Source organism: Streptomyces sp. A18 (genome assembly GCF_059026065.1).
This window is the reverse complement of the sequence record NZ_JBWLKL010000006.1, coordinates 56,537-81,185: the sequence shown is the minus strand read 5'-3', so window position 1 is coordinate 81,185 and position 24,649 is coordinate 56,537. Positions and strand designations below refer to the sequence as shown.

Genomic DNA, 24,649 nt, shown 5'->3' with positions numbered 1-24,649 from the left:
TTTACGTAGAGTATTTACGGCCCGGTCGCTCCGTCGATTCCCTCCCTGAGGAGATCGGCGTGACCGTTGTGTCGCGCGTACTCCTCGATGAGGTGGACCAGGATTCCCGCCGGCCGCTTCGGACGGCCGCTGTTCGCTGTCGCCATGGGGCACCCCGTGCTGCCCCGTGGCGGGCGGGCGCCTACCGCCAGGCGGCCGTCACCGCGCGCCGTGCCGCTTCGAGGTCCACTGCGAGACCGGCCTCGCCCATCGCGGCGCCCAGAGCGGCGAGCGAGGCGTGCACGACGCCACGGGTCGCGTCCGGACCGTAGTGGTTCACCCGGATCATCTCCGTGGCAAGGGCGCCGCCACCGGCGACCAGCGGAAGCACCGGGTCCGCCGCGAGCGCCTTGGCGACGAGCTCCGAGGCGTCGACACCGGCCGGGGCCCGCAGCGTGGTGGCGACCGGGGCGGCGTCCTGCGCCTCGTGGACGTACGGCTCGAGGCCGCCGCCCAGTGCGATCGCGCCCGCGCGGGTCGCCGCGGCTGCGGTGGCGTGCCGCGCCATCAGCGCGTCGAGCCCCTCCGCCTCGATGCGCTCCACACACGCTTCGAGGGCCAGCATCTCCAACTGGGCCGGGGCGTGCAGCAGTGCCTTGCGCCCGCCGTCGATCCACCGCTCCTTCCAGTCCAGGAGGGAGAGGTAGGAGCGGCGCGGCGCCTGCGGATTGGCGGCGAGGCGCGTCCAGGCCCGCTCGCTCACCGAGACGGCCGACACACCCGCGGGGCCGCCCATCGCCTTCTGCGCACCGATCACGCACAGGTCCACGCCCCACGCGTCCGGAAGCAGCGGCTCGGCGGCCACCGAGGCGACGGCGTCGAGCATGAAGAGGGCGCCGTGCTCGGCGACGACCTCACCGATCTCGGCGACGGGATTGGTGTTGCCGGTGGCGGCCTCGGCATGGACGAGCGAGACGAAGTCGATCTCGGGGTGCTCGGCGAGCGCGTCGCGGACCTGCTCCGCCGTCACGGCGGTGTGGAAGGGAACGGCGAGATCGACGACGGTCGCGCCGCAGTCCCGCAGCCAGTTCCCGAACGTCTGTCCGTAGGGCCCGGTGATGACGTTCAGCGCGGTCGTGCCGGGCCGCGCCGCCCCCCGGATACAGCCCTCCAAGGGGAGCAGCGCCTCACCCTGCATGATCACGACGTCCTGCGAGGTGGAGAGCAGCCCGGCGACGCGCTCCTCGATGGAGGCGAAGTGCTGGGCACTGAGAGGTGCCAGGTCAAGGAAGGGGTGCGTCGTCACGGTGCTGCTCACTTCACTGCTCACTTCGCTCACGAGTTCGTTCGGGTTGCCGGAACGAGCGTACCGACAGGCTCCTAAGCTGCTGTACATGAGCGATCACACGGTGCTGCACGTGAAGGGGCGGGTGCTCGTCGGACCGGACGACGTCCGGGACGAATTGTGGGTGGTCGGGGGCAGGGTGACGTACGACCGTCCGGTCGGGGCGACGGACGTCACGACGATCCAGGGCTGGACCCTCCCCGGGCTCGTCGACGCGCACTGCCACGTGGGCCTCGACGCGCACGGCCCGGTGGACGCGGCGACGGCCGAGAAGCAGGCGCTGACCGACCGCGAGATCGGAGCCCTCCTCATCCGCGACGCGGGCTCACCGTCGGACACCCGCTGGATCGACGACCGCGAGGACCTCCCGAAGATCATCCGGGCGGGCCGCCACATCGCGCGCACGCGCCGCTACATCCGCAACTACGCCCATGAGATCGAGCCCCCCGACCTCGTCGCGTACGTCGCCCGGGAGGCGCGACGCGGCGACGGCTGGGTCAAGCTGGTCGGCGACTGGATCGATCGCGATGCGGGAGACCTGACGGCGTGCTGGCCCCGGCCCGAGGTGGAGGCGGCGATCACCGAGGCGCACCGCCTGGGCGCGCGGGTGACGGCGCACTGCTTCGCCGAGGACTCCCTGCGCGACCTGGTGGAGGCGGGCATCGACTGCATCGAGCACGCCACGGGCCTGACCGAGGAGACGATCCCGCTCTTCGCCGAGCGGGGCGTCGCGATCGTCCCGACGCTGGTGAACATCGCGACGTTCCCGGCGCTGGCCGACGGTGGCGAGTCGAAGTTCCCCAAGTGGTCGCGCCACATGCGGCAGTTGTACGAGCGGCGCTACGACACGGTGCGGGCCGCCTACGACGCGGGCGTGCCCGTGTACGCGGGTACGGACGCCGGGGGTTCGCTGGCCCACGGTCTCGTCGCCGCCGAGGTGGCCGAGCTCAGGCGCGCCGGGATCCCGGTGGTGGACGCGCTGTCGGCGACGACGTGGGGGGCGAGGTCCTGGCTGGGGAGGCCCGGGTTGGAGGAGGGGGCGCCGGCGGACCTGGTGGTGTACGCGGCCGATCCGCGGGAGGACGTGGGGGTGTTGGGGAATCCGCGGAGGGTCGTGCTGAACGGGAGGGTGGTGGGGTAGGCCGGGCAGGCTTATTCAGCCCGAGCTTATTCAGCCCGTCCGGTGTTCGGGGCCGTGAACGCCCCGTCCACCAGCACCGGCACCCGCTCCGAAGCCCCCAGTTCCACGGCCACGGCCACATCCTCCGCGAAGCCGTAGCCCCGCAGCTCCCGCCCCGACGCGCAGTCGGCGACCGTGGAGGCGACATCCGCACAGGACGCGTACGACGCAGCCGCCGCGGAGGCTTCCGGGGAGACCCCGGCTCCGCTCACCGGCGGGACATGCGAGGAGACAACCGCGGAGGCGACCGCGGAGACGATGGCCCCCGCCCCCAGCAGATCCTCCAGGGCGGGCCGCAACCCCCCGTCGCCCCACCGCTCACCCGCGGCGACCACCGCGACCGGACGCTCGGGCACCCCGTACCCCTGCCCCGCGAGCCAACTCCCCACGGCCGCCGCGTTCCTGAGGCACCCGGCAGCGACGACCGCACCGGAGGTGCCCACCGCCGCGGCGATCGCGGACCCGTTGGGCGAGGGCAGCACGAGGCGGGGCGTGAAGGGCGCCCGGCGCAGTGCGGCGGGGGAGAGGGACCACGGTGACCCGGCGGTCATCGCCCGCCGCCCCACGGCCAGTTCGGCGCCCCGCTCGGCGGCGAAGGCGACGGAGCTCTCGTCCCGCCACGCGTAGGGGAAGACCTCCGTCCCCGTGTCCACCGCGACGGACACGGCAGTCGTGAACGAGAGCACGTCGACCACGACCAGACACGCCACGTCCCCGCCCGCCACGAGCCGCCGGGCGCCTTCGGGCCCCCACTCGAACCGCACCGCGTACTCACTCTGCGCGGACCACGCCTCGTCGCTCGTGTGCTCCATGCGCTCCGTGTTCCTCATGTGTCCCATCTGCCTCATATTGACGGAGCGTTACGCGCACGGCACGCGGCTCGTTACACATCATTCCGCCATGGCCCCGGCGTCAACCGATGTGTTCGAGCCAGGGAGTTGCTCGGGTGACTGTGGGGAACGCACGTGCCGAAAGATTCGAAAGCAGGGGCGGAAACCTCCCTTTGGAGTGAACTCACGCTCGGTCGCTGGCTATTCACTCTCAGTGCGTAAAGATTCCCTCTGTCGATGTTGCCGGGGTCGCGCTCAAGCGATGTCCCCATCCAGCGAAGCGCGACGCTCCCGGCGGCTCCGTAACTCTTGTGGGGGTTCCACCACCTTGAACAGCAACACCTTCCGCCTGCCCGCACGCCGCCTCGGCGTGATCGCCACCGCCACGGCTCTCGTGGCCGGGCCCATGGTGCTCGCCGCCGCGGGTCCCGCCTCGGCGACGGGCGGCGACAAGGGCCGCGCGAACGCCGTCGTGCTGCGCACCGGGCTCGACGTGTCCTTGCTCAACAAGACCGTGAACGTCCCGCTCAGGGTCTCGCTCAACGAAGTGCAGGCGCCGGCCAGTGCCGAGAAGACCGCGCTCACCGCCAAGCTCGACGGGGTCAACGGCGGGCAGGCGTTCAGCGTGCTGCGGGCGGACGTCGCCACCGCGAAGGCGACCGCCGAGAAGGGGAAGGCGGAGGGGTACAGCAACATCGCGCGGGCCAGGATGCACGTACCGGGTCTGCCCCTGCTCTCCCTGATCGAGGTCGAGCAGGTGACGTCCAAGGCGGTCTGCGCGGCGGGCAAGCGGCCGGTCGCCGAGGCGAACCTGCTGGGCGGGGTGACGGTGCTCGGCAAGAAGGTCACGCTGTCGGCGGGCGGCACGACCCAGGTGAAGGTGCCGGGGGTCGGAGAGGTGCGGCTCGACCTGTCGAAGACGCACACGACGTCGCGTACGGCGGCGGCGTCCGCGCTGGAGCTGAAGGTGTCCGTGAACCCCCTGAAGCTGAATGTCGCGGAGGTGGAGGGGACGGTGACGCTGGCGGGCGCGTCGTGCGAGGCGCCCGCGGCGGCCGTGGCGGAGCCGAAGCCCTCGGCTCCGGTGGAGCCGCAGGGGGGTGCGGGGAAGAAGCCGGTTGCCGCGAAGCCGGAGAAGCCGGCTGAGGCGAACCTCGCCGAGACCGGGGGGAATTCGGCCACTCCGTATCTGCTGGGTGGCGGGGCGGCGCTGCTCGCGGCAGGGGGCGGGGCGGTTGTGATGGCTCGGCGGGTGCGTAAGGGCTGAGGCGGGGCCCCGCGGGGGCCTCGGACGCCGGACGGGCCATATCCAGCCCGTCCGGCGTTCGAGGACGAACTCGGCGAAGCCGGTGATGACGGCAGCCGAAGCACCCGGGGCGTCAGCCCTCCAACGCCACCCCCACCGCCCCCAAAAGCCGATCGGTCGTCCCCCGATCCCGCACCGCGACCCGCAGCCACTCGACCCCGAGCCCCGGAAACGTATCGCCCCGCCGCAAGGCAAACCCCTGCTCCCGCAACCGAGCGCGGAGGACGGGGGCCTCAGGCGCCCGGAGCAGGACGAAGGGTCCGTCGGCGTCCTCCACGGCCCGCACCCCGTAGGGAGCGAACTGCCGCAGCCCGCCCAGGAGATAGGCCCGATCGGCGGCGATCCGCTCCGCCGCCGCAGTCGCCTCCGCGAGCGCCGCAGGCGCCACGCACGCCTCCGCCGCTGCGAGCGCGGGCGACGAAACCGGCCACAAGGGCTGCGCCGCCGCCAGCGTCGCGATCGTCTCCGGGTCGGACAGGACGTAGCCGATCCGCAGCCCCGCAAGGCCCCACGTCTTGGTGAGGCTCCGCAGCACCACGAGCCCCGGCACGTCCGTACGGCCCGCCAGCGCCTCCCGCTCACCGGGCACCGCGTCCATGAACGCCTCGTCCACCACCAACATCCGCCCAGGGCGGGCGAGTTCGGCGATCGAGGCCGCCGGATGGAGGACGGACGTCGGGTTCGTCGGATTGCCGATCACCACGAGATCGGCGCCCTGTGGCACCTGCGCCCCCGCGAGGCGGAACCCCTCCTCCTCGCGGAGCAGTACCCGCCCCACCACGTGCCCCGCATCCCGCAGCGCCGCCTCGGGCTCGGTGAACTGCGGGTGGACCACCACGGGCTGACGTACCTTCAGGGCGCGTGCGATGAGTACGAACGCCTCCGCCGCGCCCGAGGTGAGCAGCACCCGGTCCGGGGTCACGCCGTGCCGCGCCGCAACCGCCGCCCGCGCCGCACGGCCGTCCGGATAGGCGGCCAGGCCGTCGAGCGAGGCGGCGAGGTGTTGCTTCAGCCAGGCGGGCGGGGTGTTCGCGCGGACGTTCACCGCGAGGTCGGTGAGGTCCGCGGCGCCCCGGACCTCGGCATCCCCGTGATGCCGGAGATCGGGCCCGTCCTCGTGTTCAGTGGGTTCCATGTGCTCAGTGGGAGTACGCATGAGTCCTCGTCGCCGCGCCGTGGCACCCGCATGAGCCGCAGGTCATCCGCTGCTCCTCCTCGGCCGCCTCCCTGTAGCGCTCCATCACGAGGTCGAGCAGCTCCTCCTCGGGGCCGATCACGTCCGCCGAGCGCACATCGATGTCGGGGTGCGCCGCCGCCCAGCCCTCCGTCTGCTGGACGAGCCGCTCCGGCAGGGCGCCCGCGAGAAGGAAATAGGGCAGGACCACGATGCGCCGCGCGCCGAGGAGCACGCAGCGGTCGAGGCCCGACGGCACGTCCGGCGCCGCGAGCGACACGAACGCCGTCTCCACGCCTGCGTAACCGCGCCCCTCCCACAGCAGCCGCGCCGCCCTGTGGACCTCGGCGTTGGCGGCCGGGTCGGTCGCACCCTGACCGACGAGCAATACCGTGACGTTCGCGCGGTCCTGGGGTGTGCGGGCCGAGCCGCCGAGCGCCTCATCGAGACGGCGGCCGAGGACCTTCAGGAGCGAGGGGTGCGGGCCGATGGGGCGGCCGTAGGTGCAGGAGACGCCAGGGTGCTGCTCCTGCTCGGGGGTGAGCGCCGCCCGCACGGCACCTTCGGCGTGCTCGGCCGGCACCAGCGTCAGCGGGACGGCCGCGACACGTTTCGAGCCCCGTTCCACGAGGTCGGCGACCGCCTCGCCCAGCCGCGGCGGTGGCGACGACGGTTCGACGAGGCCACCGGCGACGCTGAGTTCGGAGTTGCGGCGGGCCAGTTCCTCCACGAAGTCCCGGAAGGCGGCCGCCCCGGCCTCGTCCCGGGTGCCGTGGCCGGCGATGAGCAGTGCGGGCGGGGTGGTCACTCGGTGGACTCCTTGATTGCTTTGCCTGTTTCGTTGGGGCGAGATGCGCACGCGTGGGGCACGCGCAGGCCCGCGGATCCGGGTCGGCGCACCACCGCGCAGGTCGCCATGGACGCCCGGCCTTCGGGCGCCGACTTCCGCTTGGGTACGAGGAGTTCACCGCCGCCGCTCAGCGCGGCGGCCTCCGCCACGGAGGGCGTACCCGTGGCGGCGAGCGGCGCGTCGGACGGGTTCGGCACGTCGACGCGGGCCAACTCGTCGGCCGTGTACGTCACGACCGGCACGCCGAGCCGCGCGGCCGCTTCGACGATGCCGGGCTCCCCGGCCTTCGCGTCCACCGTGGCCAACGCGGCGACGGAGGCGGGGGAGAGCCCCGCGTCCCGGAGCGCGTCCTCGATGAGTCCGCGTACTTCTTCGGCGGGCACGCCCTTCCCGGCGCCGATGCCCACCACGAGAGACGAGCCCGCTGCGGCGGTGGACGGGCCGGTCACCGAACCGCACCTTGCGGAAGGGGAGTTGAAGGGCGTGTGCCCCACAGCAGGAAGACCGGGTCGGCCGCTGCCAGCCGCGAGACCTCGCCGGGCAGCCGCGCGAGCCGCGAAGACTGCAGCAGTACGCCGTCACAGTCGTACCCGGCACCGCTCAGCGCCGCCCGCACCGCCGGTATGCGGTCGATCGCCGCCGTGGCGACGACGACGGCCCGCCGTGACCGCCGTGCGCACGCGGTCACTATGGCAGGCAGCTCACGACCGCCGCCGCCGATGAACACGGCGTCCGGATCCGAGAGATCGGACAGGACGGTGGGCGCGGCCCCGTGTACGGCCCGCACGTCCACGCCGTGCGCGGCGGCGTTGGCGCGCACGCGCTCGACGCCGTCGAGGGTCTTCTCCACGGCCACCACGGCCGCGCCGAACCGCGCGCACTCCACGGCGACCGAACCGGACCCCGCGCCGATGTCCCACACCAGGTCACCCAGGCGCGGCCCGAGCCGGGCCAGGGCCAGCGCCCGCACCTCGAACGTGGTGATCACCGACGTGCTGTGGGTGAACTCGCCCTCGTCCAGGGCCCATTGGGCCGGAGAGAGGCGGGAACCGGCATGGGCGCGCACGGGCGCGACGGCCCGTTCCTCGTCCAGGCAGAGCACGACGTCTGCCCCGGTGCCCCAGTCGCGTCCCGCGGCCTCGGCGGGCGTGACCCGCTCGACCCGCTCCCGCTCCGGGTCGCCCAGGGCGGAGGCGACGACGAGGGTGCGCGAGTCGGTGCGGCGCATCAGCTCGGCGCCGAGCTCGGCGGGGCCGCTGCCGGGGCCGGTCAGGACGGCCACCTTGGGGTGCGCGCGGCAGGTGTTCACGGCGGTGCGCAGATCACGCGCGTGCCCGCTGTCCTCCTGCCCGCTGACCCCGTGCGCGCTGACCACGACCGCGTCGTCCCACGGCAGCCCGATCCGCGCGAAGGCGGTGGCGACGGACGAGACGCCGGGCCGGATGTCGAGTTCCGCGGACCCGAACCGTTCGGCGAGCGCCCGCGCGATCCCGAAGAACCCGGGGTCCCCGGAGGCGAGCACGACGACACCGCCGCCCTCCGTCGCCCCGTCCGCCTTCGCCAGGTGCTCCTCGACGGCGTCGAGCGCGGGAGCGAGCGGCCCCATCACCACCCGGGCCGTCCCCGGCGGCAGCCCGGCGGCGTCGATGTGCCGCCGGGCCCCCACGACGAGCCCCGCCGTCCGCACCGCGTCGAGGGCCGCCGCGTCGAGCGGCGCCCCCGTCCCCGTACCGATGACAGTGATCACGATGTGGCCTTCCCGGCACGCGACGCGGCGGCCCGCTCGTGGACGGTGTCGGCCATGGGTGGGGATTCCTCTCGTACGAGTGAAGAACGGGTGGTGTCCGAGTCACAAGTGGATGTGGATGTGCGAGGCAGGGGGTCGATCGGCTAGCAAGGGCGCATGGCCGTGTTCGTGGCGCTCGGCGCCTTTGTGATGACTCTGGTGGGCGGTTGGACGGCCCAGCGGGTCACTGACCGGCGCCACCTCGTCCTGGGACTCGCGGGCGGTCTGATGCTCGGCGTGGTCGGACTCGACCTGCTCCCGGAGGCGTTGGAGGCCGCGGGCGAGCCGGTCTTCGGCGTACCGGCGGCGCTGCTCCTGTTCGTCGCGGGCTTCCTCCTCGCGCACCTGGTGGAACGCCTCCTCGCGGGCCGCCAGGCGGCCCACGGGGCGGACGAGCACGCGAACGGCCGGGTCCCGCAGGTGGGCCTGACGGCGGCCGGGGCGATGGTCGGACACAGCGTCATGGACGGTGTCGCGATCGGCGCCGCGTTCCAGGTGGGCGGCGGCATGGGGGTGGCGGTGGCGCTCGCGGTCATCGCCCATGACTTCGCGGACGGCTTCAACACGTACACGCTCACCAGTCTGTACGGGAACGCCCGCCGCAAGGCCATCGCGATGCTCTTCGCGGACGCGGTTGCCCCGGTGGCGGGCGCCGCGTCGACGCTCCTGTTCACCATTCCGGAGCAATTGCTCGGCGTGTATCTCGGCTTCTTCGGCGGCGCGCTGCTCTACCTGGCCGCCGCGGAGATCCTGCCGGAGGCGCACCACGAGCATCCGGCGCGCTCGACGCTGCTGTGCACGGTGGCCGGGGCGGCGTTCATCTGGCTGGTGGTGGGCATCGCGGAGTGAGGCCATGACACGGACCGGGGTCACCATGCCCCGTCCCGCCGCCCGGCCCCCGCCGGCGTGCCCGTCATCCCGCGCACCTCTCCACGAACCGACGGGCGACGCCCGGGTCGGCGGCCCAGTGCGTGTGCAGATAACTCGCGTGCACACCCTGCTGTACGAAGCCCTCGACGCGCCGTTGAGGGGAGTGCATGCCCCAGGCGGGAGCCGCACCCGCGCCCGGTTCGACGACGGTGCGGTGGAACTCGTGCCCGCGCATCCGGGTCCCGACGGCCGCGAGCGGGCTGTCGGACACGGCGACGGCCTCGCGGTAGCCGAGGGTGAGCCGCTCGGACATCCGGGAGTGCGCGTCGAGCACGCCGCACATCGGCTTTCCGTCCAACTCCCGGGTCAGGTAGAGCAGTCCGGCGCATTCGGCGGCGACGGGCGCCCCGCTCAGCGCGAGCTCGGCGACGGCTTTCCGCAGCGGCTCGTTGGCGGAGAGCTCGGGCGCGTACACCTCGGGGAACCCGCCCCCGATGATCAGTCCGGCGGTGTCGGCCGGCAACTCCTCGTCGTTCAGCGGATCGAAGGTGACGACCTCGGCGCCCGCGGCGGTGAGCAGCTCGGCATGCTCGGCGTACGAGAAGGAGAACGCGGCGCCACCGGCGACGGCGACGACCGGACGACGGGCAGCGGCCCGCGGCCCGTCCTGCGCCGTGGGAGCGGCGGCGGCCGGATCCCACGTCCCACCGGTCATCGCGGGCGCACTGCGCGCCAGCGCGAGGATCGCCTCCAGGTCGCAGCCCTCGCGTACCCGTGAGGCCAGGGCGGCCACCGACTCGACGGCTTCGAGCTGCCGCTCGGCCACCGGGACGAGCCCCAGATGCCGTGCGGGCGCCCGGACCTGCTGCACCCGCCCCAGCGCGCCCAGGACGGGCACCCCGGACTCGTCGAGCGCGTCCCGCAGCAGCTCCTCGTGGCGCGCGGACCCCACCTTGTTCAGGATCACGCCCCCGATCCGCACCTCGGGATCCCAGGACGCGAAGCCGTGCACCAGCGCGGCGACGGAGCGGGACTGCGAGGACGCGTCGACGACGAGGACCACAGGGGCCCGGAGCAGCTTCGACACATGCGCGGTGGAAGCGAGTTCACCCTGCCCGGAAGCCCCGTCGTACAGCCCCATGACGCCCTCGACCACGGCGAGATCGCTGCCGCGGGCCCCGTGGTTGAACAAGGGTGCCACCATCGCGGGCCCGCACAGATAGGCGTCGAGATTCCGCCCGGGGCGCCCGGTGGCGAGCGCGTGATACCCGGGATCGATGTAGTCGGGACCCACCTTGTGCGGGGACACGGCGAGCCCGGCTTCCGAGAACGCGGCCATCAGACCCGTGGCCACGGTCGTCTTGCCGCACCCGGAGGACGGCGCGGCGACGACGAGGCGAGCTACCACTCGATGCCCCTCTGACCCTTCTGACCGGCGTCCATCGGATGCTTGACCTTGGACATGTCGGTGACGAGATCGGCGAACTCGATCAGGGCGTCCGACGCGTTGCGCCCGGTGATCACGACATGCTGATGGCCGGGACGGTTCCGGAGGACCTCGATCACCTCGTCCGTGTCGATCCAGCCCCAGTGCATGGGGTAGGCGAACTCGTCGAGGACGTACATCTGGTACGTCTCCGCCGCGAGGTCACGCTTGACCTGCTCCCAGCCCTCGCGGGCCTTCTCCTCGTTGCTCAACTCGCCATCGGCGGGCGCGCGCTGGATCCACGACCAGCCCTCGCCCATCTTGTGCCAGTCCACGGAGCCGCCCTCACCGCTCGCGCCGAGCACCTTCAGGGCGTTCTCCTCGCCGACCTTCCACTTCGCCGACTTCACGAACTGGAAGACCCCGATGGACCACCCTTGATTCCACGCGCGCAACGCCATCCCGAAAGCGGCGGTGGACTTCCCCTTGCCGATCCCGGTGTGCACCATCACCAGCGGTCGATTGCGCCGCTGGCGCGTGGTGAGCCCGTCGTCCGGCACCACGTTCGGCTGTCCCTGAGGCATCAGGCCACGCTCCTCGTATGAGTTCCCTGTACGTCCTTGACGAGCCCGGCGATGGACTCCGCCCGCAGTTCGTCGAGCGTCACGGCCGTCCCGCCGAGCTCGCCCGCCAGCTGTCCCGCGAGCCCGAGCCGTACGTGCCCCGACTCGCAGTCGACGACCACGGATGCGATCCCGGCCGCCCCGAACAGCCGCGCGGCACGCCCCGCCCTGGCCACCGGCTCCACGCCTCCCGTGGCCCGGCCGTCCGTGACGACCACGACCAGCGGACGGCGCGCCGGGTCCCGCAGCCGCTCCACCCGCAGCACGTCGTGCGCCTTGAGCAGCCCGGCCGCGATGGGCGTACGCCCGCCCGTGGGCAGCGTCTCCAGCCGGGCGGCGGCGGCGTCGACGGACGAGGTGGGCGGCAGCGCCACCTCGGCGTCATTCCCGCGGAAGGTGACGAGCCCGACCTTGTCCCGCCGCTGGTAGGCGTCGAGCAGCAGCGAGAGGACCGCGCCCTTCACGGCGCTCATCCGCTGCCGCGCGGCCATGGACCCGGAGGCGTCGACGACGAAGAGCACGAGGTTCCCCTCACGCCCCTCCCGCGTCGCCTGCCGCAGATCGTCCCGTCGTACGACGAGCCCACGACCCGAGCGCCCACGCGCGCGCTGATGCGGGGCCGCCGCCTGCACGGTGGCCGCCAAGTGCAGCTTGGTGAGCGCCCCTTGGGGCCGCCGGGCCCCGGTGGTCCGCCCGTGCTCGGTCCGCGCCCGCGAGCGGCGCCCCGCGGCACCCTCACCGAGGCCGGGGACGCTCAGCATCTTCGTACGGAAGGGCTCGGAGGCCCGCACGGCCTGCTGCTCCCCGGCACCGCCACCGGCGGCGGGGGCCTGCGCGGGTTCCTGCTCCTGTGGGCCGTCCTGTGGGCCGCTCTCGCCGTCGTCGGCCGGAGAGTCATGCGGAGCACGCTGGTCGGGCACGTCAGGCGTGTCGGGGCCGCCCTGGGGCGGCTGCCCGCCACCGCCGGGACCGTCGCCGTCGGGCTCGGGATCGTCGTCCCCGTCGTTCCCGGCGTTCTCCTCGTGCCGGCCGTCGTCCGCCTGCTCCAGCGTGTCGTCGAGCTTGTCCTCGTCGAGCCCCGGAGCGTCGAAGGGGTTGCGCCGGCGCCGGTGCGGAAGCGCGAGGAGAGCGGCCTGGCGCACATCCTCGGCGAGTACGTCACCGCGCCCCGCCCAGGCGGCCAGCGCCGTCGCGGTACGCGCCATCACGATGTCGGCCCGCATCCCGTCGACCTCGAAGGCCGCACAGGTGGCCGCGATCTGCCGCAACGCCCCGTCGCCGAGCCGCACTTGGGGCAGCAGCGCCCGCGCCGCGACGATCCGCTCCCGCAGCGCGGACTCGTCGTCGTGCCACCGCGCGGCGAAGCCCTCCGCGTCGTCGTCGTACGCGAGCCGCCGCCGTACGACCTCGACCCGCTGATCGGTCTCGCGCGACGCGGCGACCTCGACGGTGAGCCCGAACCGGTCGAGCAACTGCGGGCGCAGTTCGCCCTCTTCGGGGTTCATGGTGCCCACGAGGAGGAACCGCGCCGCGTGCCGCACGGACACGCCCTCGCGCTCGACGTACGAGGCGCCCATGGCGGCGGCGTCGAGGAGCAGGTCCACCAAGTGGTCGTGCAGCAGGTTGACTTCGTCGACGTAGAGGATGCCGCGATGGGCGTCGGCGAGCAGGCCGGGCTCGAAGGCCTTCACACCCTCGGAGAGCGCCCGCTCGATGTCGAGCGCCCCGACCAGACGGTCCTCGGAGGCACCGACGGGAAGTTCGACCATCCGCGCGTCCCGCACCGAGGCACCGCCGACGTCGTGCGGGCCATCGGGGCAGGCGGGATCGGGGGCGGCCGGGTCGCAGGAGAAGCGGCATCCGGCGACGACGGGCACCTGCGGGAGCAGGGCCGAAAGGGCGCGCACGGCAGTGGACTTGGCGGTGCCCTTCTCCCCGCGGACGAGGACACCGCCGACGGCGGGCGACACCGCGTTGAGCAGCAGGGCGAGCCGCAGGTCGTCCTGCCCGACGAGAGCGGTGAACGGATAGGGGGTGCTCACAAGGCCTCCATTGCGTGGTTCGGGGCGGGGCAGGGGACGGCGGATCGCGCGCGTCCCCCTCCGCGGGTCATGAGGGTGCCCCCGGTGCGATGAAGGGGAGGCCGGACGGGGGGCCGTTCTCGATCAGGCCGAGCAGCGCGTCCGTGTCCGCGTGCTCCTCGATCAGATCGCCGAGCAGGTCGAGCTGTTCCTCGCGCAGCGCGCCGAAGCTGGTGTCGGGCGCCGGCACGAAGCGGCGCCCTGCGGCGCGGGCGACCTCGGTCAGGAAGCGGCGCCGGAACGCGTCGCTCTCCAGGGAGCCGTGCCAGTGCGTGCCCCACACCTCGCCGACCCGGCAGCCGTCCAAGCCGTGTCCATCGCCATCAGAGATGAACGCCTCTCCGCCCAGGACTTGAGCGACGCCGTGATGGATCTCGTACCCCTCGACGCGCTCGCCGAGTGCCTCGCCGACCGGCCGTTCGAGGGTCTTCTCGCGCGCGAACCGCACGCGCACGGGCAGCAGGCCGAGCCCGTCCACGGCCCCCGCCCGCGACTCGACGTCGTCCTCGATGTGCTCGCCGAGCACCTGGTAGCCACCGCAGATCCCGAGCACGGGCCGCCCCTCGGCGGCGCGCCGCGCGATGGCGTCCGCGAGGCCGCGCTCGCGCAGCCACTCCAGGGCGCGCACGGTGCCGCGCGTGCCCGGCACGATCACGAGATCGGCGTCCACGAGTTCTTCGGCCCGGTCCACGAACCGCACGACGACGCCCGGTTCGGCGGCCAGGGCGTCCACGTCCGTGAAGTTGGACATCAGGGGTACGGCGCAGACGGCGACCCGCAGCACGTCCTCACCGACCGGGGGAGCGACGACGGACTCCCTGACGGCACCCCGCAGGGACACCCGAAGGCCGTCCTCCTCGTCGATGCCGAGGCCGTGCTGGAACGGCAGCACACCGAACGTACGCCGCCCGGTGAGCCCGAGCAGCATGTCGAGCCCGGGTTCGAGCAGCGAGACGTCGCCCCGGAACTTGTTCACGAGATACCCGGCGATCAGTTCCTGGTCCTCGGCGGCGAGCAGCGCCGTCGTCCCGAAGAACGAGGCGAAGACGCCACCGCGGTCGATGTCGCCGACGACCACGACGGGGAAGCGGGCGGCCCGCGCGATCCCCATGTTCACGATGTCGGTACGCCGCAGATTGATCTCGGCGGGGCTGCCCGCGCCTTCGCAGATCACGGCGTCATAGCTGCCCCGAAGCTCTTCGAGGCATCCCATGACGGTGGAGAGCAGCGCTTCCTGCCGCCCGCCGTGGTAGCCGCGCGCGGTCATCTCGCCCACGGGCTTGCCCATGAGGACGACCTGACTGCTGCGGTCGCTGCCCGGCTTGAGCAGCACGGGGTTCATCAGCGCGCTCGGCTCGACCCGGGCCGCCTGCGCCTGCATGGCCTGGGCCCGCCCGATCTCGGCGCCTTCGCGCGTGACAAAGGAGTTGAGGGACATGTTCTGCGCCTTGAAGGGCGCGACGGAGACCCCCTTGCGGGCCAGCCACCGGCAGATCCCGGCGGTGACGACGCTCTTCCCCGCGTCGGACGTGGTCCCGGCAACGAGCAGCCCACCACTCATCAGGCCCTGCCTTTCCGCATAGTGCTCACCACTGCCGCGACCCCAAGGGCCAGCAGCCCGACCTGCCGCGACAACCGCACGGCCCGCTCGATGTCCGCCACCTCGACGGCCCGCCCGTCCGTGTTCAGGACGGGCCGGTGCTCCACCCGGCCTCCGTACGAGAGGGTCCCCCCGAGCCGTACGCCCAACGCCCCGGCGAAGGCGGCCTCGACGGGCCCCGCGTTCGGGCTCGGATGCTTCGAGGCGTCCGCGCGCCAGGCCCGCAGCGCTCCCCTCGGAGCGTCCCCGGCGGCAGCGGCGAGCACTGCGGTGAGCCGGGCGCCCGGCCACCCCAGGACGTCGTCCATGCGGGCCGAAGCCCACCCATATCGCCGGTACTTCACGGACTTGTGCCCGACCATCGCGTCGAGCGTGTTGACGGCCCGGAAGGCGACGAGCCCCGGCACCCCGCCGAGAGCGCCCCACACGAGCGCCCCGACCACGGCGTCGGACGTGTTCTCGGCGACGGACTCGACCACGGCCCGCGCGATGCCGTCGGCGTCGAGCGCCTGCGGATCCCGCCCGCACAGATGCGGCAGCCGCTCCCGCGCCACCTCGATGTCCCCGGCGGCGAGCGCTCCGCCGACGGCCCGCGCCTCACGTCCGAGCGAGGTCCCGCCGACCACGGCCCAAGTCGTGGCGGCGGTCAGCGCGACGGACGCGGCACGTGAGTCACGTACAAGAGAAGAGACCAGGACGGCGGCACCGGCCGCACCCCCGGCACACACCACGGCGTGCAGCGCGCCCCACCCCCGGTGGTCACGCCACAGCACACGCTCGACGGCGCCCGCCGCCCGCCCGAACGCGGCGACCGGATGCCCGCGGCGAGGATCGCCGAGGAGCAGATCACCGAGGAGGCCGGCGGCGGCGCCGTACGCGAAGTCGCGATCGGCACGCATGCGTTCAGCCGGCCGGGACGTGGAGAGGAGCGAGGGGCCCGGCCTGGACGGGCAGGGGCACAGAGACCGGCAACGGGCGGCCGCGCATGGCGATATGTCCTCACTCAGGGTGTCCGCGCCCTGGTTCGACGTGACCGACGGGCGAGAGTTCCTGGCTTCCGAGGAGGCAGCTCCCCGATGACAGTGGCGGGACCGCGCCGGATTCGCACCGGCTTCCTCTCCTGCCGCCGTAATGGCTCCGGCAGTCCACCACGCCCGCGAACGCCCGTCAACTTGCCGTTGACCTGGGACGGGAGAGTGTGCCGAGGCCCACATGGGGCCGATTTCTCCCTAGGCCTGGAAATTGAACTTTCCTAGACTGGAACACGACAACGGGAGAGCGGTCCACGAGTGATTTGGTCCGGGTCGTTACGTGGTGCGGTGGTTCTCGGCAGAGCTGTCGGCCTGCGGAGATCACGGCGCTATCGTGCGGGATACCGACTCTCCGGTAGGGGGAGGTCGGCGTGTCCCATGAGAAGTCGTCCGGACGGTTGTGGCGCAGGAGCAGCTTCAGCGGGGACGAAGGAGACTGCGTCGAAGTCGCCCTCGCGCGGGAAGCGGTGATCGTCCGTGATTCGCAGAACCCGTCGGGGCCACGCGTCGTCTTCTCCATCGAGCGCTGGCAAGCGTTCCTGAACGCTCTCGGCGGCGCGGGGGAGAGGGAGGGGGGACAGGATGACTGAGCATCATCTCGCTGAAGTACGGCACCTGGTGAGCGGTGTGCACGGGGGGAAGGGGAAGGCGTCCGGTGTTGTCGCGGTCGCGGCGGGGTGTGCGCTGCTCGGTGCGGCCGTCACCCTGGTCGGCGTGGCGGCTTCCCTGCTGGTCGAGGGGACGGCGGCGCGGCTGGCCATCTGGGTCCTCGTGGCCGCGGTGGCCTCGGTGTCCGTGGGCCTGTGGTGGGGCTTCGCCGAGTTCAGGCAGGATCGTCTGCCTTGGGCTCGGGCCGCTGAGCGGGAATCACAGCGCGGCGGTCGTCGCTGAGCGTGGGGATTTCCCCGGCCTGTGAGATCAGCTTCGCGAGCTGGCGACTCAGCGCGATCACCGGGGCCGAGAAGACGGCGATCACCGAGCCGACCGTCCAGAAGCCCGTCATGCCGACGGCGCCCAGGACGACGAGCACTCCGGTGAGTGTCACCAGCAGAACGAGTATGCAGCCGGTGCAGTAGACGATCCTGGTCGTGAACAGCCGGACGTTGTCGTCCGTGCGATGGCGGTCCAGCGTGTCCATCCGGTCCGTACGGCCCTGGTCGGTCATTGCTTCGCGGACGAGTTGGTTGTACGAGGGGCCGTCGGCCGGTGTCTGTCCGAGAGCGGCGCCGCCGGTGGCATCGGCGGTCGGGCCCGCGGGGCTGCCGGTGGAGGCCCCACCGCCACCTTGCGCACCACCCGAACCACCGCTTCCCCACAGTGGCCGCCTGATGGCCGCGAGGACCTCACACCACCACTCTCGCAACGCGGCTGGCATCTTGAGGCCTCCTCGCTCCTCCCGGACTCCTTGGGCCGGGAGGTCAGCTGCTGTCAATGCCGTCCCTGATCCGATGGATCAGGTCGATGGCGGTCTCTCCGGCGCATGCGGTCTCGCGGAGGGATTCGAAGCACTCCTGGTGACGCACGATCAGCTCGTGGTCGTCACGGATCGACTGGTTTCCCTGGGCTTCCAGGTAGAGCAGGTCCTCGTCGTCGAGGAAGCCGAGCAGGATGAAGCTGCTCAGGGTGGAGTAGTGGGCGCCCGATGTGAACGGCAGTACCTGGAGGGACACCTTCGGGTGCGCGGAGATGTCGATGAGGCGCTGCAGTTGGGCGCGCTGCACGCGTGGTCCGCCGATCTGCCGGTGCAGTGCGGCCTCGTCTACGACGAAGAACGTGAAGGGCGGGTTCTCGCCCTCCAGGGCGCGCTCCTGGCGCGCTGTCCGCAGCTCCACGATCCTCCGCGCCCGCGCCTCGTCGACGCGCGGGGCGAGGAGTGCCATCGCGTACTCGTCCGTCTGCAGAAGGCCGGGCACGATGATCGGGTTGTACGTGCGAAAGGACGCGGCGGCGCTCTCGTACCCCAAGTACTGGCTGAACTGAGGCCCGATGATGTCGTGGTACTGGCTCCACCAGCTGGCGCCCTTGGATCCGCGGGCGGCTTCTTCGAGCTCCTCGGTGAGCTCCGGGTCGCTCACCCCGTACTGCTGGAGAAGCGCGCGCAGATCGGTCACGGAGAGGCTGACCGTGCCCTGCTCGATCCTCATGATCTTGGACAGCGACCAGTCGAGTGCGTGGGCGGCCTGGCCCTGTGACTGCTTCGTGGCCTCGCGGGCCTTGCGGAGTGCGATGCGCAGCCTGCGGCGATTCAGGCTCGGGTCGACATCCCTCGACATGGTGGCTCCTCGCTGTCGTCACGGCTGTTGAGAGTTTTGACATAAGGCAGGTGGCGATATGTGCAGCCGACGCTAGCAGACAGCTCGATGCCATTATGCCATATGTCACTTCGCCGCATCGCATGCGCTCGTACGTGTGAAAGGAGGGATGCGCGGACACGCGAAAGCCGGGTGGGACGCACCCTGAGGTGCGTCCCACCCGGCTCTTGTTCCCGGCTCTTGTGAGGCCGTGATCGTCGTCAGGCGACGATCAGATAGATCCCGTACGCCACGGCCGCCGCGCAGAGCGCGAAGCACAGGTACGCGCCCGTGCGTGCCGCCGCGGGGGCGGTGCCGCCCGTGGCGGACGCGGCACCGGACGTTGCCGCCTCGTGCTTGGAGAGGCCGACGATGCCGAGGGTGAACAGGCCCACCAGGGCCACCGTCACACCGAGGCTGACTCCGAACACGGAGCCGAGAGCTGCCCAGTCGATGTCCATGCTGACTTTTCCTTACACCGTGGCGGGCCGGGCGGGGTCCGCCACGGTGCCGGTCGGGGCCGGGATGGTGGCCTTGACGGGGTCGACGTCCGAGTCCGTCGTGGCCGACCCGGTGGGCGGCGGAGTGACGGCGGCCATCGCGGTGGTCACGACACCGGCGGGCTCGCCGGCCGAGGGGCCGCCGATCTCGTCGTCGGCGACGTTCGTGTGGTCGACGGCGTTGCGCCGGGACAGGACCCAGATGACGGCCGAGCCGCCCACCAGGAGCGCGGCGGTGGCCGCGATGCCCCAGGGTCCCTGCTTGGTGAGGAACTCCGCGCCCGCGCCGACCAGGCCGGCGGCCGGGAGCGTGAGGCCCCAGGCGACGAACATGCGGGTCGCGGTGGACCAGCGGACCACACCGCCCTTGCGGCCGAGGCCCGCGCCCATCACGGCACCGGAGCAGGACTGCGTGGTGGAGAGGGAGAAGCCGATGTGGGAGGAGGCCAGGATGACCGTCGCGGCGCTGGTCTGGGCGGCGAAGCCCTGCTGCGGCTGGAGGTCTGTGAGGCCCTTGCCCATGGTGCGGATGATGCGCCAGCCGCCGAGGTAGGTGCCGAGCGCGATGGCGACACCGGCCGAGACGATGACCCACATCGGGGGGTTGGCGCCCGGGTTCAGGACACCGCCGGTGACCAGGGCGAGCGTGATGATGCCCATGGTCTTCTGCGCGTCGTTCGTGCCGTGCGCCAGCGAGACGAGGCCCGCGGAGGCGATCTGACCGGTGCGGTAGCCCTTGGCGGTCGCCTTGGTGTCGGTGTTGCGCCCGATGCGGTACGTCAGGCGCGTGGCCACCATCGCGGCGAGGCCGGCCACGAGGGGCGCGGCGAGGGCCGGGATCAGGATCTTGGTGACGACGGTGCCGCCGTCGATCGACGACCAGCCCATCGACATGACAGCGGCGCCGATGAGGCCGCCGAAGAGTGCGTGGGAGGAGCTGGAGGGCAGGCCCACCAGCCACGTCAGCAGATTCCAGAGGATCGCGCCGACCAGGGCCGCGAAGATCACCTCTGTCTTCAGTCCGTCCTCGTTGACGATGCCGCCAGAGATCGTCTTGGCGACTTCGACCGACAGGAAAGCGCCGACCAGATTCAGCACGGCGGACATGGCCACCGCCGTCTTGGGCTTGAGAGCGCCAGTCGAGATGGTGGTAGCCATCGCGTTGGCTGTGTCGTGGAAACCGTTCGTGAAGTCGAACACGAGAGCGGTAACGATCACGATCCCGAGGAGAAGCGTGATGTGTTCCATTTACCCAGGCTTCTGTTGGACGTCAGTGGCAAGTGGAACGTAGGCAACCCGGGTGAACGGAAAGTGAACTGGGTCGGGCCGTGTGGTGACCCAAATCGAGGCACCGCCACTCCGGTTCCGTCACGGCCCTGACGGAGATCGCCCGGAGCGGCGGCACGAGGCCCGGAATCCGGGCTTCCAAGGGTGCCCGACTACCCCCGGGCGAACCCCTTCAGCTGGTTCAGCGAGCCGTTGAAGAGATTCTGATCACCCGGCAGGCTGCCGCTGTTGTCGTACTGCCAGATCGACAGGTACGACCAGCCCTTGGGCAGCGCCCCGGACGTCGACGACCAGCGCGCCAGCCACAGCGGATGATTCGAACCGAAGGCGCGGCTGCCGCCCGTGCAGTCGTTCCACCACTTGGTGGTCGTGTAGATCACGGGGCGCCGCCCCGTCTGCCGCTTCACCTCGTTGCTGAAGGACTTGATCCAGTTGACCATGCCGGTCCTGCTGACGCCGTAGCACTTCCGCGAGCCGTATGGATCGTGCTCGATGTCGAGGGCCGGCGGCAGCGTCCAGCCGTCCGCGCGCCACCGGCCGCCGTGGTCCATGAAGTACGCGGCCTGCTTCTTGCCCGACGACTTGTTCGGCACGGCGAAGTGGTACGCGCCGCGGATGATGCCCGCGCCGCGGGAGCCGTTGTACTGCTGGTCGAAGTACGGGTTGCGGTACGTGTGGGACTCGGTGGCCTTCACGTAGACGAAGCGCGCGCCCTTGCTCTTCGCCTTCTGCCAGTTGACGTTCTTCTGGTGCGACGAGACGTCGTGTCCCTTCGGCTTGCCCGCCGCCGAAACCGGAATCTCGGCGAGGGCGGTCCCCCCAAGGGCCAGCGTCGCTACTGAGGCCGCGATGACTCGGGCCCTGCGACGGGACGGATTGTGGTCACGAGCCATATTTCCCCCCGGATGGCGACGTGCATGACAAATCCCCCGGAGGGTACTGGAAGATCGTTGAACGCTGGTCGATCGCAAGCCACGTGCCGCGGCTGGCAGGATCACCGCATGACGGAGCAGCGGGGCGAAGACCGGCGGGACGCGATGGAGCGGGCGTGGAGCGAGCTGGTGGCCGCGGCCCGCAGGACGGTGGCGGACGGCCTGGTGGTCGGCACGTCGGGCAATGTCTCGGTGCGCGTCGGCGGCACGATCCTGGTCACCCCCAGCGGCGTCCCGTACAACCGCCTCGGGCCCGAGAACGCGGTCGGTGTCGACGTGGACGGCAACCAGCTCTTCGGTGACCTCGCACCGACCAGCGAACTGCCCATGCACCTGGCGGTCTACCGCACCACGGACGCCGGAGCCGTGGTCCACACCCACGCGGTGCACGCCACCGCCGTCTCCACCCTCGTCCCCGAGCTCCCGCCCATCCACTACATGGCGGCGGCTCTCGGCGGCCCGGTCCGGGTCGCCCGGTACGCGCCGTACGGCTCCGACGAGTTGGCCGAGAACATGCTCCGGGCCCTCAGGGAGCGCACAGGTTGCCTGCTGCAGAACCACGGAACCATCACATACGGAGACACTCTGGACCAGGCGTACGACCGCACGGCACAGCTCGAATGGATGTCCCGCCTCTGGCTGACGGCCAGCGCGATCCCGGGGCACGCCCCGACGCTCCTGTCCGCGGGGCAGCTGAGGGAAGCGGAGGACAGGCTGCGGGGCTACGGGCAGCGCTGAGGCGGGCGTCGCGCCCAGGGGCCGCACCACTCCGGGGCCCGTCCAGGGCTGCCATCACTCCGCGGGCCCCGCCCACTGGCCCTGGCTCACCCCGGGCCCGACACTGAGCAGGTGCGCCCAGCCAAAGCGACGGCAACGGCCGTCACCGCCGTCACCACCGCCCTCCTGGGCGGCGCAGCCGCCGTCGCCGCGGGCCGGTTCGCCAGCAACGCGGCCCTGAAAGCACCCGCGGGCCGCCCTCTGCCGACCGAGCCCCGGCTCACGGTCCACTCCACGGCCGCGGGCCAGGTCGCCCTGACCCGCGCCCTCGCGAGCCTCCGCCCCGGCACGTACGGCCTCAGCGGCAACGGCAGCCATGCCGTGATCGGCCCCGTCCTGGACTCCGCGCCGCACGCGGCGGACACCGTCGTACGCCGCCTGGAGCGCGTCACGCACGGCTCCCTCGACCCCGGCGACAAGGTCTGGCTCACCCCGCAGGTCCACATCGGCGACCCGCACGCCGCCCTTGACATCGACCACGCGGACGTCGACATCCCCGGCGAACTCGGCGGCCTGCCCGCCTGGTTCGTGCCGGGCGTCCGCGACACCTGGGTGATCACCGTGCACGGCCTGGGCACGACCCGCGAGCACCCCATGGTCGTCATGGACTTCCTGCACCGCCAGCAGTTCCCCGTGCTCGACCTCGCCTACCGCGGAGACATCGGCGCGCCCCGCTCCCCGGACGGCCTCGGCCACCTCGGCGAGACCGAGTGGCGCGACCTGGACGCGGCCATCCGCTACGCCGTGCGCTACGGGGCGGAGAACGTGATCCTGCACGGCTGGTCCACCGGGGCCGCCATGGCCCTGCACGCCGCCGCGTACTCGGCCCTGCGCGAGCGGATCAGCGGACTCGTCCTGGACTCCCCGGTGCTCAACTGGGAGACCACGCTGCGGGCGCTCGCCGCGGCCCGGCGCACGCCGGGTCCCCTCCTGCCGCTCGCGGTGCGCGCCGCCCAGGGCCGCACGGGCCTGCGCGGCGACCGCATCCTGGAGGCGGCCCACCCCGAGGTGCTCAAGGTCCCCACCCTCCTCTTCCACGGCCCCGACGACGTGATCGCCCCCTGGGCGCTCTCCCGTCAACTGGCCGAGCGGCGACCGGAGCTGGTCACTCTCCACACCGTTCCGGATGCGCCCCACGGAGCCATGTGGAACGCCGACCCCGCGGGCTACGAAGAGGCGCTGCGGCGCTTCCTCACGCCCCTCATGTAGCGGGCGCGACCCCCTCGACCGAGCGTTGCGGAGCGTCACCAAAGCATTCCGTTTGGGTTTTCGGACCGTCAACAGGAAGACTGCTCCCGTGACGTCCCGTATCCCGCGCGACTCAAGGCTCCGACTCGTCCGCGCCCAGTCCCCGAGGGCCGAGAGGCGAACGGGGGTCGAGCGCGGCGCAGCGCGACCCCTGACAGCCCCCGGCGCAGTGACACAGCAGCGCTCGCGCCGCCCCGCGCCCCGGCCCCCCGAGGGCACGCCCGCCCCCGGCGAACTGGCCCGGATGGCACGGGCGCGCCTCGCCGCCGCCGTGCGGGTCGCCCGCTGGGCCGACGCCTCCCTGCGTCCGGGAGGCAGGCCCGCGGGAGTGCCCGACGGGGCCGCGGCCACAGGAGCCGCCCCGGCCAAAGGCACCCGGGGCACTCTCTCCGCCACCACGGCCGAACGGGCCGCGGCCGAACTGGCGCTGACCCCGGATCAGGTCCGCGCCGACTGGGACACCGCACGCCTCGCCGGCCTCATCGAGGTGCACGGCGACATCGCACGCCCCGGCTGGCGGCTGCGCGCCTGGGACCGCGACGACGCCGCCGTGCTGCGCGGCTGGGTCGCCCTCTTCGACGCCTGGTCGCTCACGCACGCGGCATCACGCGAACTGGCGCCCCCCACCGTGGCCGAGACCGTCGAGGCCATGCCGCAACTCCTCACCCTGCTGCAGCTCTCGGCGGGCCCGGTCCCCGTGACGCAGCTCCTGGACCTCCTGGACCAGCGCGTCACGGAACTGCGCACCGAACGCTGCGAGATCCCCTACGGCCCGCAGCCCGAGCCGGTGGACCCGGCCGAGACCCCGGCCCTCGCCACCCTCCTGGACTGGGCGCTGCGCGGCCTCGCCGCCGTGGGAGCGCTCACGTACGCCGAAGGGCAGGCCACGCTCACCCCGCTCGGCAGCTGGGCGGTCTGGGTCAAGCTGGAGCAGATCTGCGTCGCCGCGCAGAGCCCGGCGGGCAACATCGAGCAGTCCGCCGATGACATGCTCCGCGGCTGCGCGCGCCTGCGCCCGAACGCCGCCCGTTCCGAGTACCGCGCCTGGCTCGCCGCCCGTCCCGTCGGCAGCGCCGTCACCGAGCTCCTGGACGCCGCCCGCGGCGAGGACGCCCTGCTGCGCGGCCTCGCCTTCGAGGCCCTGCGGGTGGTCGGCGCCCCGGCCGAGGCGGAGGTGCGGGCCGTCGTGGACGAGACCCCGCTGCGGCCCTACGCCCTCATCTGGCTCGCCGAGCAGGAGGGCGCCGACCCCGAGGACGTCCACCTGGTCCTGACGCGGGACGAGTCGACGTGGCTGTGGGTGGACACCGCCGCGGCGGTCGCCGACCACGGGGAGACCCATCTGCTCATCCGTCACCTGGAGTCCGCGGTGCAGCCCACGGTGCCCGCGCTCCTGGACGAGGTCCGCCGCATCGGCCACCCCCGCACGGTCCAGGTCCTGGTCGCCCTCGCCGCGGCCCACCCCGACCCGGCGCTCGCCAAGGCCGTGCGGCGCGCGGCCTTCCAGGTGCACACCGGAGGGGTGTAGCGGAG

Annotated in this window: 24 protein-coding genes, 1 pseudogene and 1 riboswitch; of the genes and pseudogenes, 8 read left to right on the top strand and 17 right to left on the bottom strand. The window is 72.4% G+C overall.

The window, feature by feature from the left end:
• Positions 1-14 precede the first annotated feature (14 nt).
• The gene (locus AC5P1C_RS12305; protein WP_493865800.1) at positions 15-146 is read right to left on the bottom strand and encodes a mycothiol transferase; all 132 of its coding nucleotides are present in this window, start codon (positions 144-146) and stop codon (positions 15-17) included.
• Between the two features lie 35 nt (positions 147-181).
• On the bottom strand, positions 182-1,318 hold the full coding sequence (locus AC5P1C_RS12300; RefSeq protein ID WP_493865799.1) for a pyridoxal-phosphate-dependent aminotransferase family protein: 1,137 nt from the start codon (positions 1,316-1,318) through the stop codon (positions 182-184).
• 55 nt (positions 1,319-1,373) lie between these two features.
• On the opposite strand from AC5P1C_RS12300, the gene AC5P1C_RS12295 reads away from it, so the two are divergent.
• Entirely contained in the window at positions 1,374-2,465 is a 1,092-nt protein-coding gene (locus tag AC5P1C_RS12295) for an amidohydrolase family protein (protein ID WP_493865798.1), read from the top strand.
• A 26-nt stretch (positions 2,466-2,491) separates the two neighbouring features.
• On the opposite strand, the gene AC5P1C_RS12290 is transcribed toward AC5P1C_RS12295, so the two are convergent.
• Entirely contained in the window at positions 2,492-3,316 is an 825-nt protein-coding gene (locus AC5P1C_RS12290; RefSeq protein WP_493865797.1) for a 2-phosphosulfolactate phosphatase, read from the bottom strand.
• Between the two features lie 346 nt (positions 3,317-3,662).
• Between AC5P1C_RS12290 and AC5P1C_RS12285 the strand changes: the two genes are divergently transcribed.
• Positions 3,663-4,601 carry an SCO1860 family LAETG-anchored protein gene (locus AC5P1C_RS12285; RefSeq protein WP_493865796.1) on the top strand — a complete coding sequence of 313 codons (939 nt, stop codon included), beginning with the start codon at positions 3,663-3,665 and terminating at the stop codon, positions 4,599-4,601.
• Positions 4,602-4,713: 112 nt separating this feature from the next.
• On the opposite strand, the gene cobC is transcribed toward AC5P1C_RS12285, so the two are convergent.
• The 4 genes and pseudogenes from cobC to cbiE all read right to left on the bottom strand — a co-directional run bounded on the left by cobC (position 4,714) and on the right by cbiE (position 8,411).
• Complete coding sequence (gene cobC / locus AC5P1C_RS12280; protein ID WP_493865795.1) at positions 4,714-5,775, bottom strand: Rv2231c family histidinol phosphate aminotransferase CobC; 1,062 nt, start codon at positions 5,773-5,775, stop codon at positions 4,714-4,716.
• 4 nt (positions 5,776-5,779) lie between these two features.
• Entirely contained in the window at positions 5,780-6,622 is an 843-nt protein-coding gene (locus AC5P1C_RS12275) for a sirohydrochlorin chelatase (RefSeq protein WP_493865794.1), read from the bottom strand.
• Between the two features lie 59 nt (positions 6,623-6,681).
• Positions 6,682-7,080 (bottom strand): annotated as a pseudogene (locus AC5P1C_RS12270) (cobalamin biosynthesis protein); the annotation flags it as partial.
• Positions 7,081-7,109: 29 nt separating this feature from the next.
• Positions 7,110-8,411: a precorrin-6y C5,15-methyltransferase (decarboxylating) subunit CbiE gene (cbiE, locus tag AC5P1C_RS12265; RefSeq protein ID WP_493865793.1), complete on the bottom strand. Its 1,302-nt coding sequence runs from the start codon at positions 8,409-8,411 to the stop codon at positions 7,110-7,112.
• A 156-nt stretch (positions 8,412-8,567) separates the two neighbouring features.
• On the opposite strand from cbiE, the gene AC5P1C_RS12260 reads away from it, so the two are divergent.
• Complete coding sequence (locus tag AC5P1C_RS12260; RefSeq protein ID WP_493865792.1) at positions 8,568-9,299, top strand: ZIP family metal transporter; 732 nt, start codon at positions 8,568-8,570, stop codon at positions 9,297-9,299.
• 64 nt (positions 9,300-9,363) lie between these two features.
• Here the strand turns inward: AC5P1C_RS12260 and AC5P1C_RS12255 are convergent, their stop codons facing one another.
• The 5 genes from AC5P1C_RS12255 to AC5P1C_RS12235 form a co-directional block, all read right to left on the bottom strand.
• Positions 9,364-10,728 carry a cobyrinic acid a,c-diamide synthase CobB gene (locus AC5P1C_RS12255; RefSeq protein ID WP_493865791.1) on the bottom strand — a complete coding sequence of 455 codons (1,365 nt, stop codon included), beginning with the start codon at positions 10,726-10,728 and terminating at the stop codon, positions 9,364-9,366.
• Positions 10,722-11,330: a cob(I)yrinic acid a,c-diamide adenosyltransferase gene (gene cobO, locus AC5P1C_RS12250; RefSeq protein WP_493865790.1), complete on the bottom strand. Its 609-nt coding sequence runs from the start codon at positions 11,328-11,330 to the stop codon at positions 10,722-10,724. The genes AC5P1C_RS12255 and cobO overlap by 7 nt, the downstream gene beginning before the upstream one ends.
• Positions 11,330-13,411 (bottom strand): putative cobaltochelatase, encoded by a 2,082-nt coding sequence (locus AC5P1C_RS12245; protein WP_493865789.1) that lies wholly within the window; start codon positions 13,409-13,411, stop codon positions 11,330-11,332. Before AC5P1C_RS12245 ends, cobO begins: the two co-directional genes overlap by 1 nt.
• Positions 13,412-13,478: 67 nt before the next feature.
• A complete protein-coding gene (locus AC5P1C_RS12240; RefSeq protein WP_493865788.1) occupies positions 13,479-15,011 on the bottom strand; it encodes a cobyric acid synthase in 1,533 nt (510 codons plus the stop codon).
• Positions 15,011-15,949: a cobalamin biosynthesis protein gene (locus tag AC5P1C_RS12235; protein WP_493865787.1), complete on the bottom strand. Its 939-nt coding sequence runs from the start codon at positions 15,947-15,949 to the stop codon at positions 15,011-15,013. Before AC5P1C_RS12235 ends, AC5P1C_RS12240 begins: the two co-directional genes overlap by 1 nt.
• Positions 15,950-16,072: 123 nt before the next feature.
• Positions 16,073-16,207, bottom strand: a riboswitch (cobalamin riboswitch).
• A 245-nt stretch (positions 16,208-16,452) separates the two neighbouring features.
• Between AC5P1C_RS12235 and AC5P1C_RS12230 the strand changes: the two genes are divergently transcribed.
• Together AC5P1C_RS12230 and AC5P1C_RS12225 are read left to right on the top strand one after the other, a co-directional pair.
• Positions 16,453-16,671: a DUF397 domain-containing protein gene (locus AC5P1C_RS12230; RefSeq protein ID WP_493865786.1), complete on the top strand. Its 219-nt coding sequence runs from the start codon at positions 16,453-16,455 to the stop codon at positions 16,669-16,671.
• A complete protein-coding gene (locus tag AC5P1C_RS12225; RefSeq protein WP_493865785.1) occupies positions 16,664-16,972 on the top strand; it encodes a hypothetical protein in 309 nt (102 codons plus the stop codon). The genes AC5P1C_RS12230 and AC5P1C_RS12225 overlap by 8 nt, the downstream gene beginning before the upstream one ends.
• Here AC5P1C_RS12225 and AC5P1C_RS12220 read toward each other — a convergent pair.
• From AC5P1C_RS12220 to AC5P1C_RS12200, 5 genes are all read right to left on the bottom strand, one after another.
• Positions 16,905-17,456: a hypothetical protein gene (locus AC5P1C_RS12220; protein WP_493865784.1), complete on the bottom strand. Its 552-nt coding sequence runs from the start codon at positions 17,454-17,456 to the stop codon at positions 16,905-16,907. The two genes, AC5P1C_RS12225 and AC5P1C_RS12220, sit on opposite strands and share 68 nt — an antisense overlap.
• A 43-nt stretch (positions 17,457-17,499) precedes the next feature.
• Positions 17,500-18,354 carry a helix-turn-helix domain-containing protein gene (locus AC5P1C_RS12215; protein ID WP_493865783.1) on the bottom strand — a complete coding sequence of 285 codons (855 nt, stop codon included), beginning with the start codon at positions 18,352-18,354 and terminating at the stop codon, positions 17,500-17,502.
• Positions 18,355-18,593: 239 nt separating this feature from the next.
• Positions 18,594-18,833 (bottom strand): hypothetical protein, encoded by a 240-nt coding sequence (locus tag AC5P1C_RS12210; RefSeq protein WP_493865782.1) that lies wholly within the window; start codon positions 18,831-18,833, stop codon positions 18,594-18,596.
• A 12-nt stretch (positions 18,834-18,845) separates the two neighbouring features.
• Positions 18,846-20,120, bottom strand: coding sequence for an inorganic phosphate transporter (locus AC5P1C_RS12205; protein ID WP_493865781.1), 1,275 nt, complete (start codon positions 20,118-20,120; stop codon positions 18,846-18,848).
• Positions 20,121-20,311: 191 nt separating this feature from the next.
• Positions 20,312-21,052 (bottom strand): lysozyme, encoded by a 741-nt coding sequence (locus AC5P1C_RS12200; protein WP_493865780.1) that lies wholly within the window; start codon positions 21,050-21,052, stop codon positions 20,312-20,314.
• Between the two features lie 108 nt (positions 21,053-21,160).
• Here AC5P1C_RS12200 and AC5P1C_RS12195 point away from each other — a divergent pair, with 108 nt between their 5' ends.
• The 3 genes from AC5P1C_RS12195 to AC5P1C_RS12185 all read left to right on the top strand — a co-directional run bounded on the left by AC5P1C_RS12195 (position 21,161) and on the right by AC5P1C_RS12185 (position 24,644).
• The gene (locus AC5P1C_RS12195; protein ID WP_493865779.1) at positions 21,161-21,829 is read left to right on the top strand and encodes a class II aldolase/adducin family protein; all 669 of its coding nucleotides are present in this window, start codon (positions 21,161-21,163) and stop codon (positions 21,827-21,829) included.
• A 111-nt stretch (positions 21,830-21,940) separates the two neighbouring features.
• Positions 21,941-23,077, top strand: a complete 1,137-nt coding sequence (locus tag AC5P1C_RS12190; protein ID WP_493865778.1) for an alpha/beta hydrolase — start codon at positions 21,941-21,943, stop codon at positions 23,075-23,077.
• A gap of 88 nt (positions 23,078-23,165) precedes the next feature.
• The gene (locus AC5P1C_RS12185; protein ID WP_493865777.1) at positions 23,166-24,644 is read left to right on the top strand and encodes a hypothetical protein; all 1,479 of its coding nucleotides are present in this window, start codon (positions 23,166-23,168) and stop codon (positions 24,642-24,644) included.
• Positions 24,645-24,649: the final 5 nt, after the last annotated feature.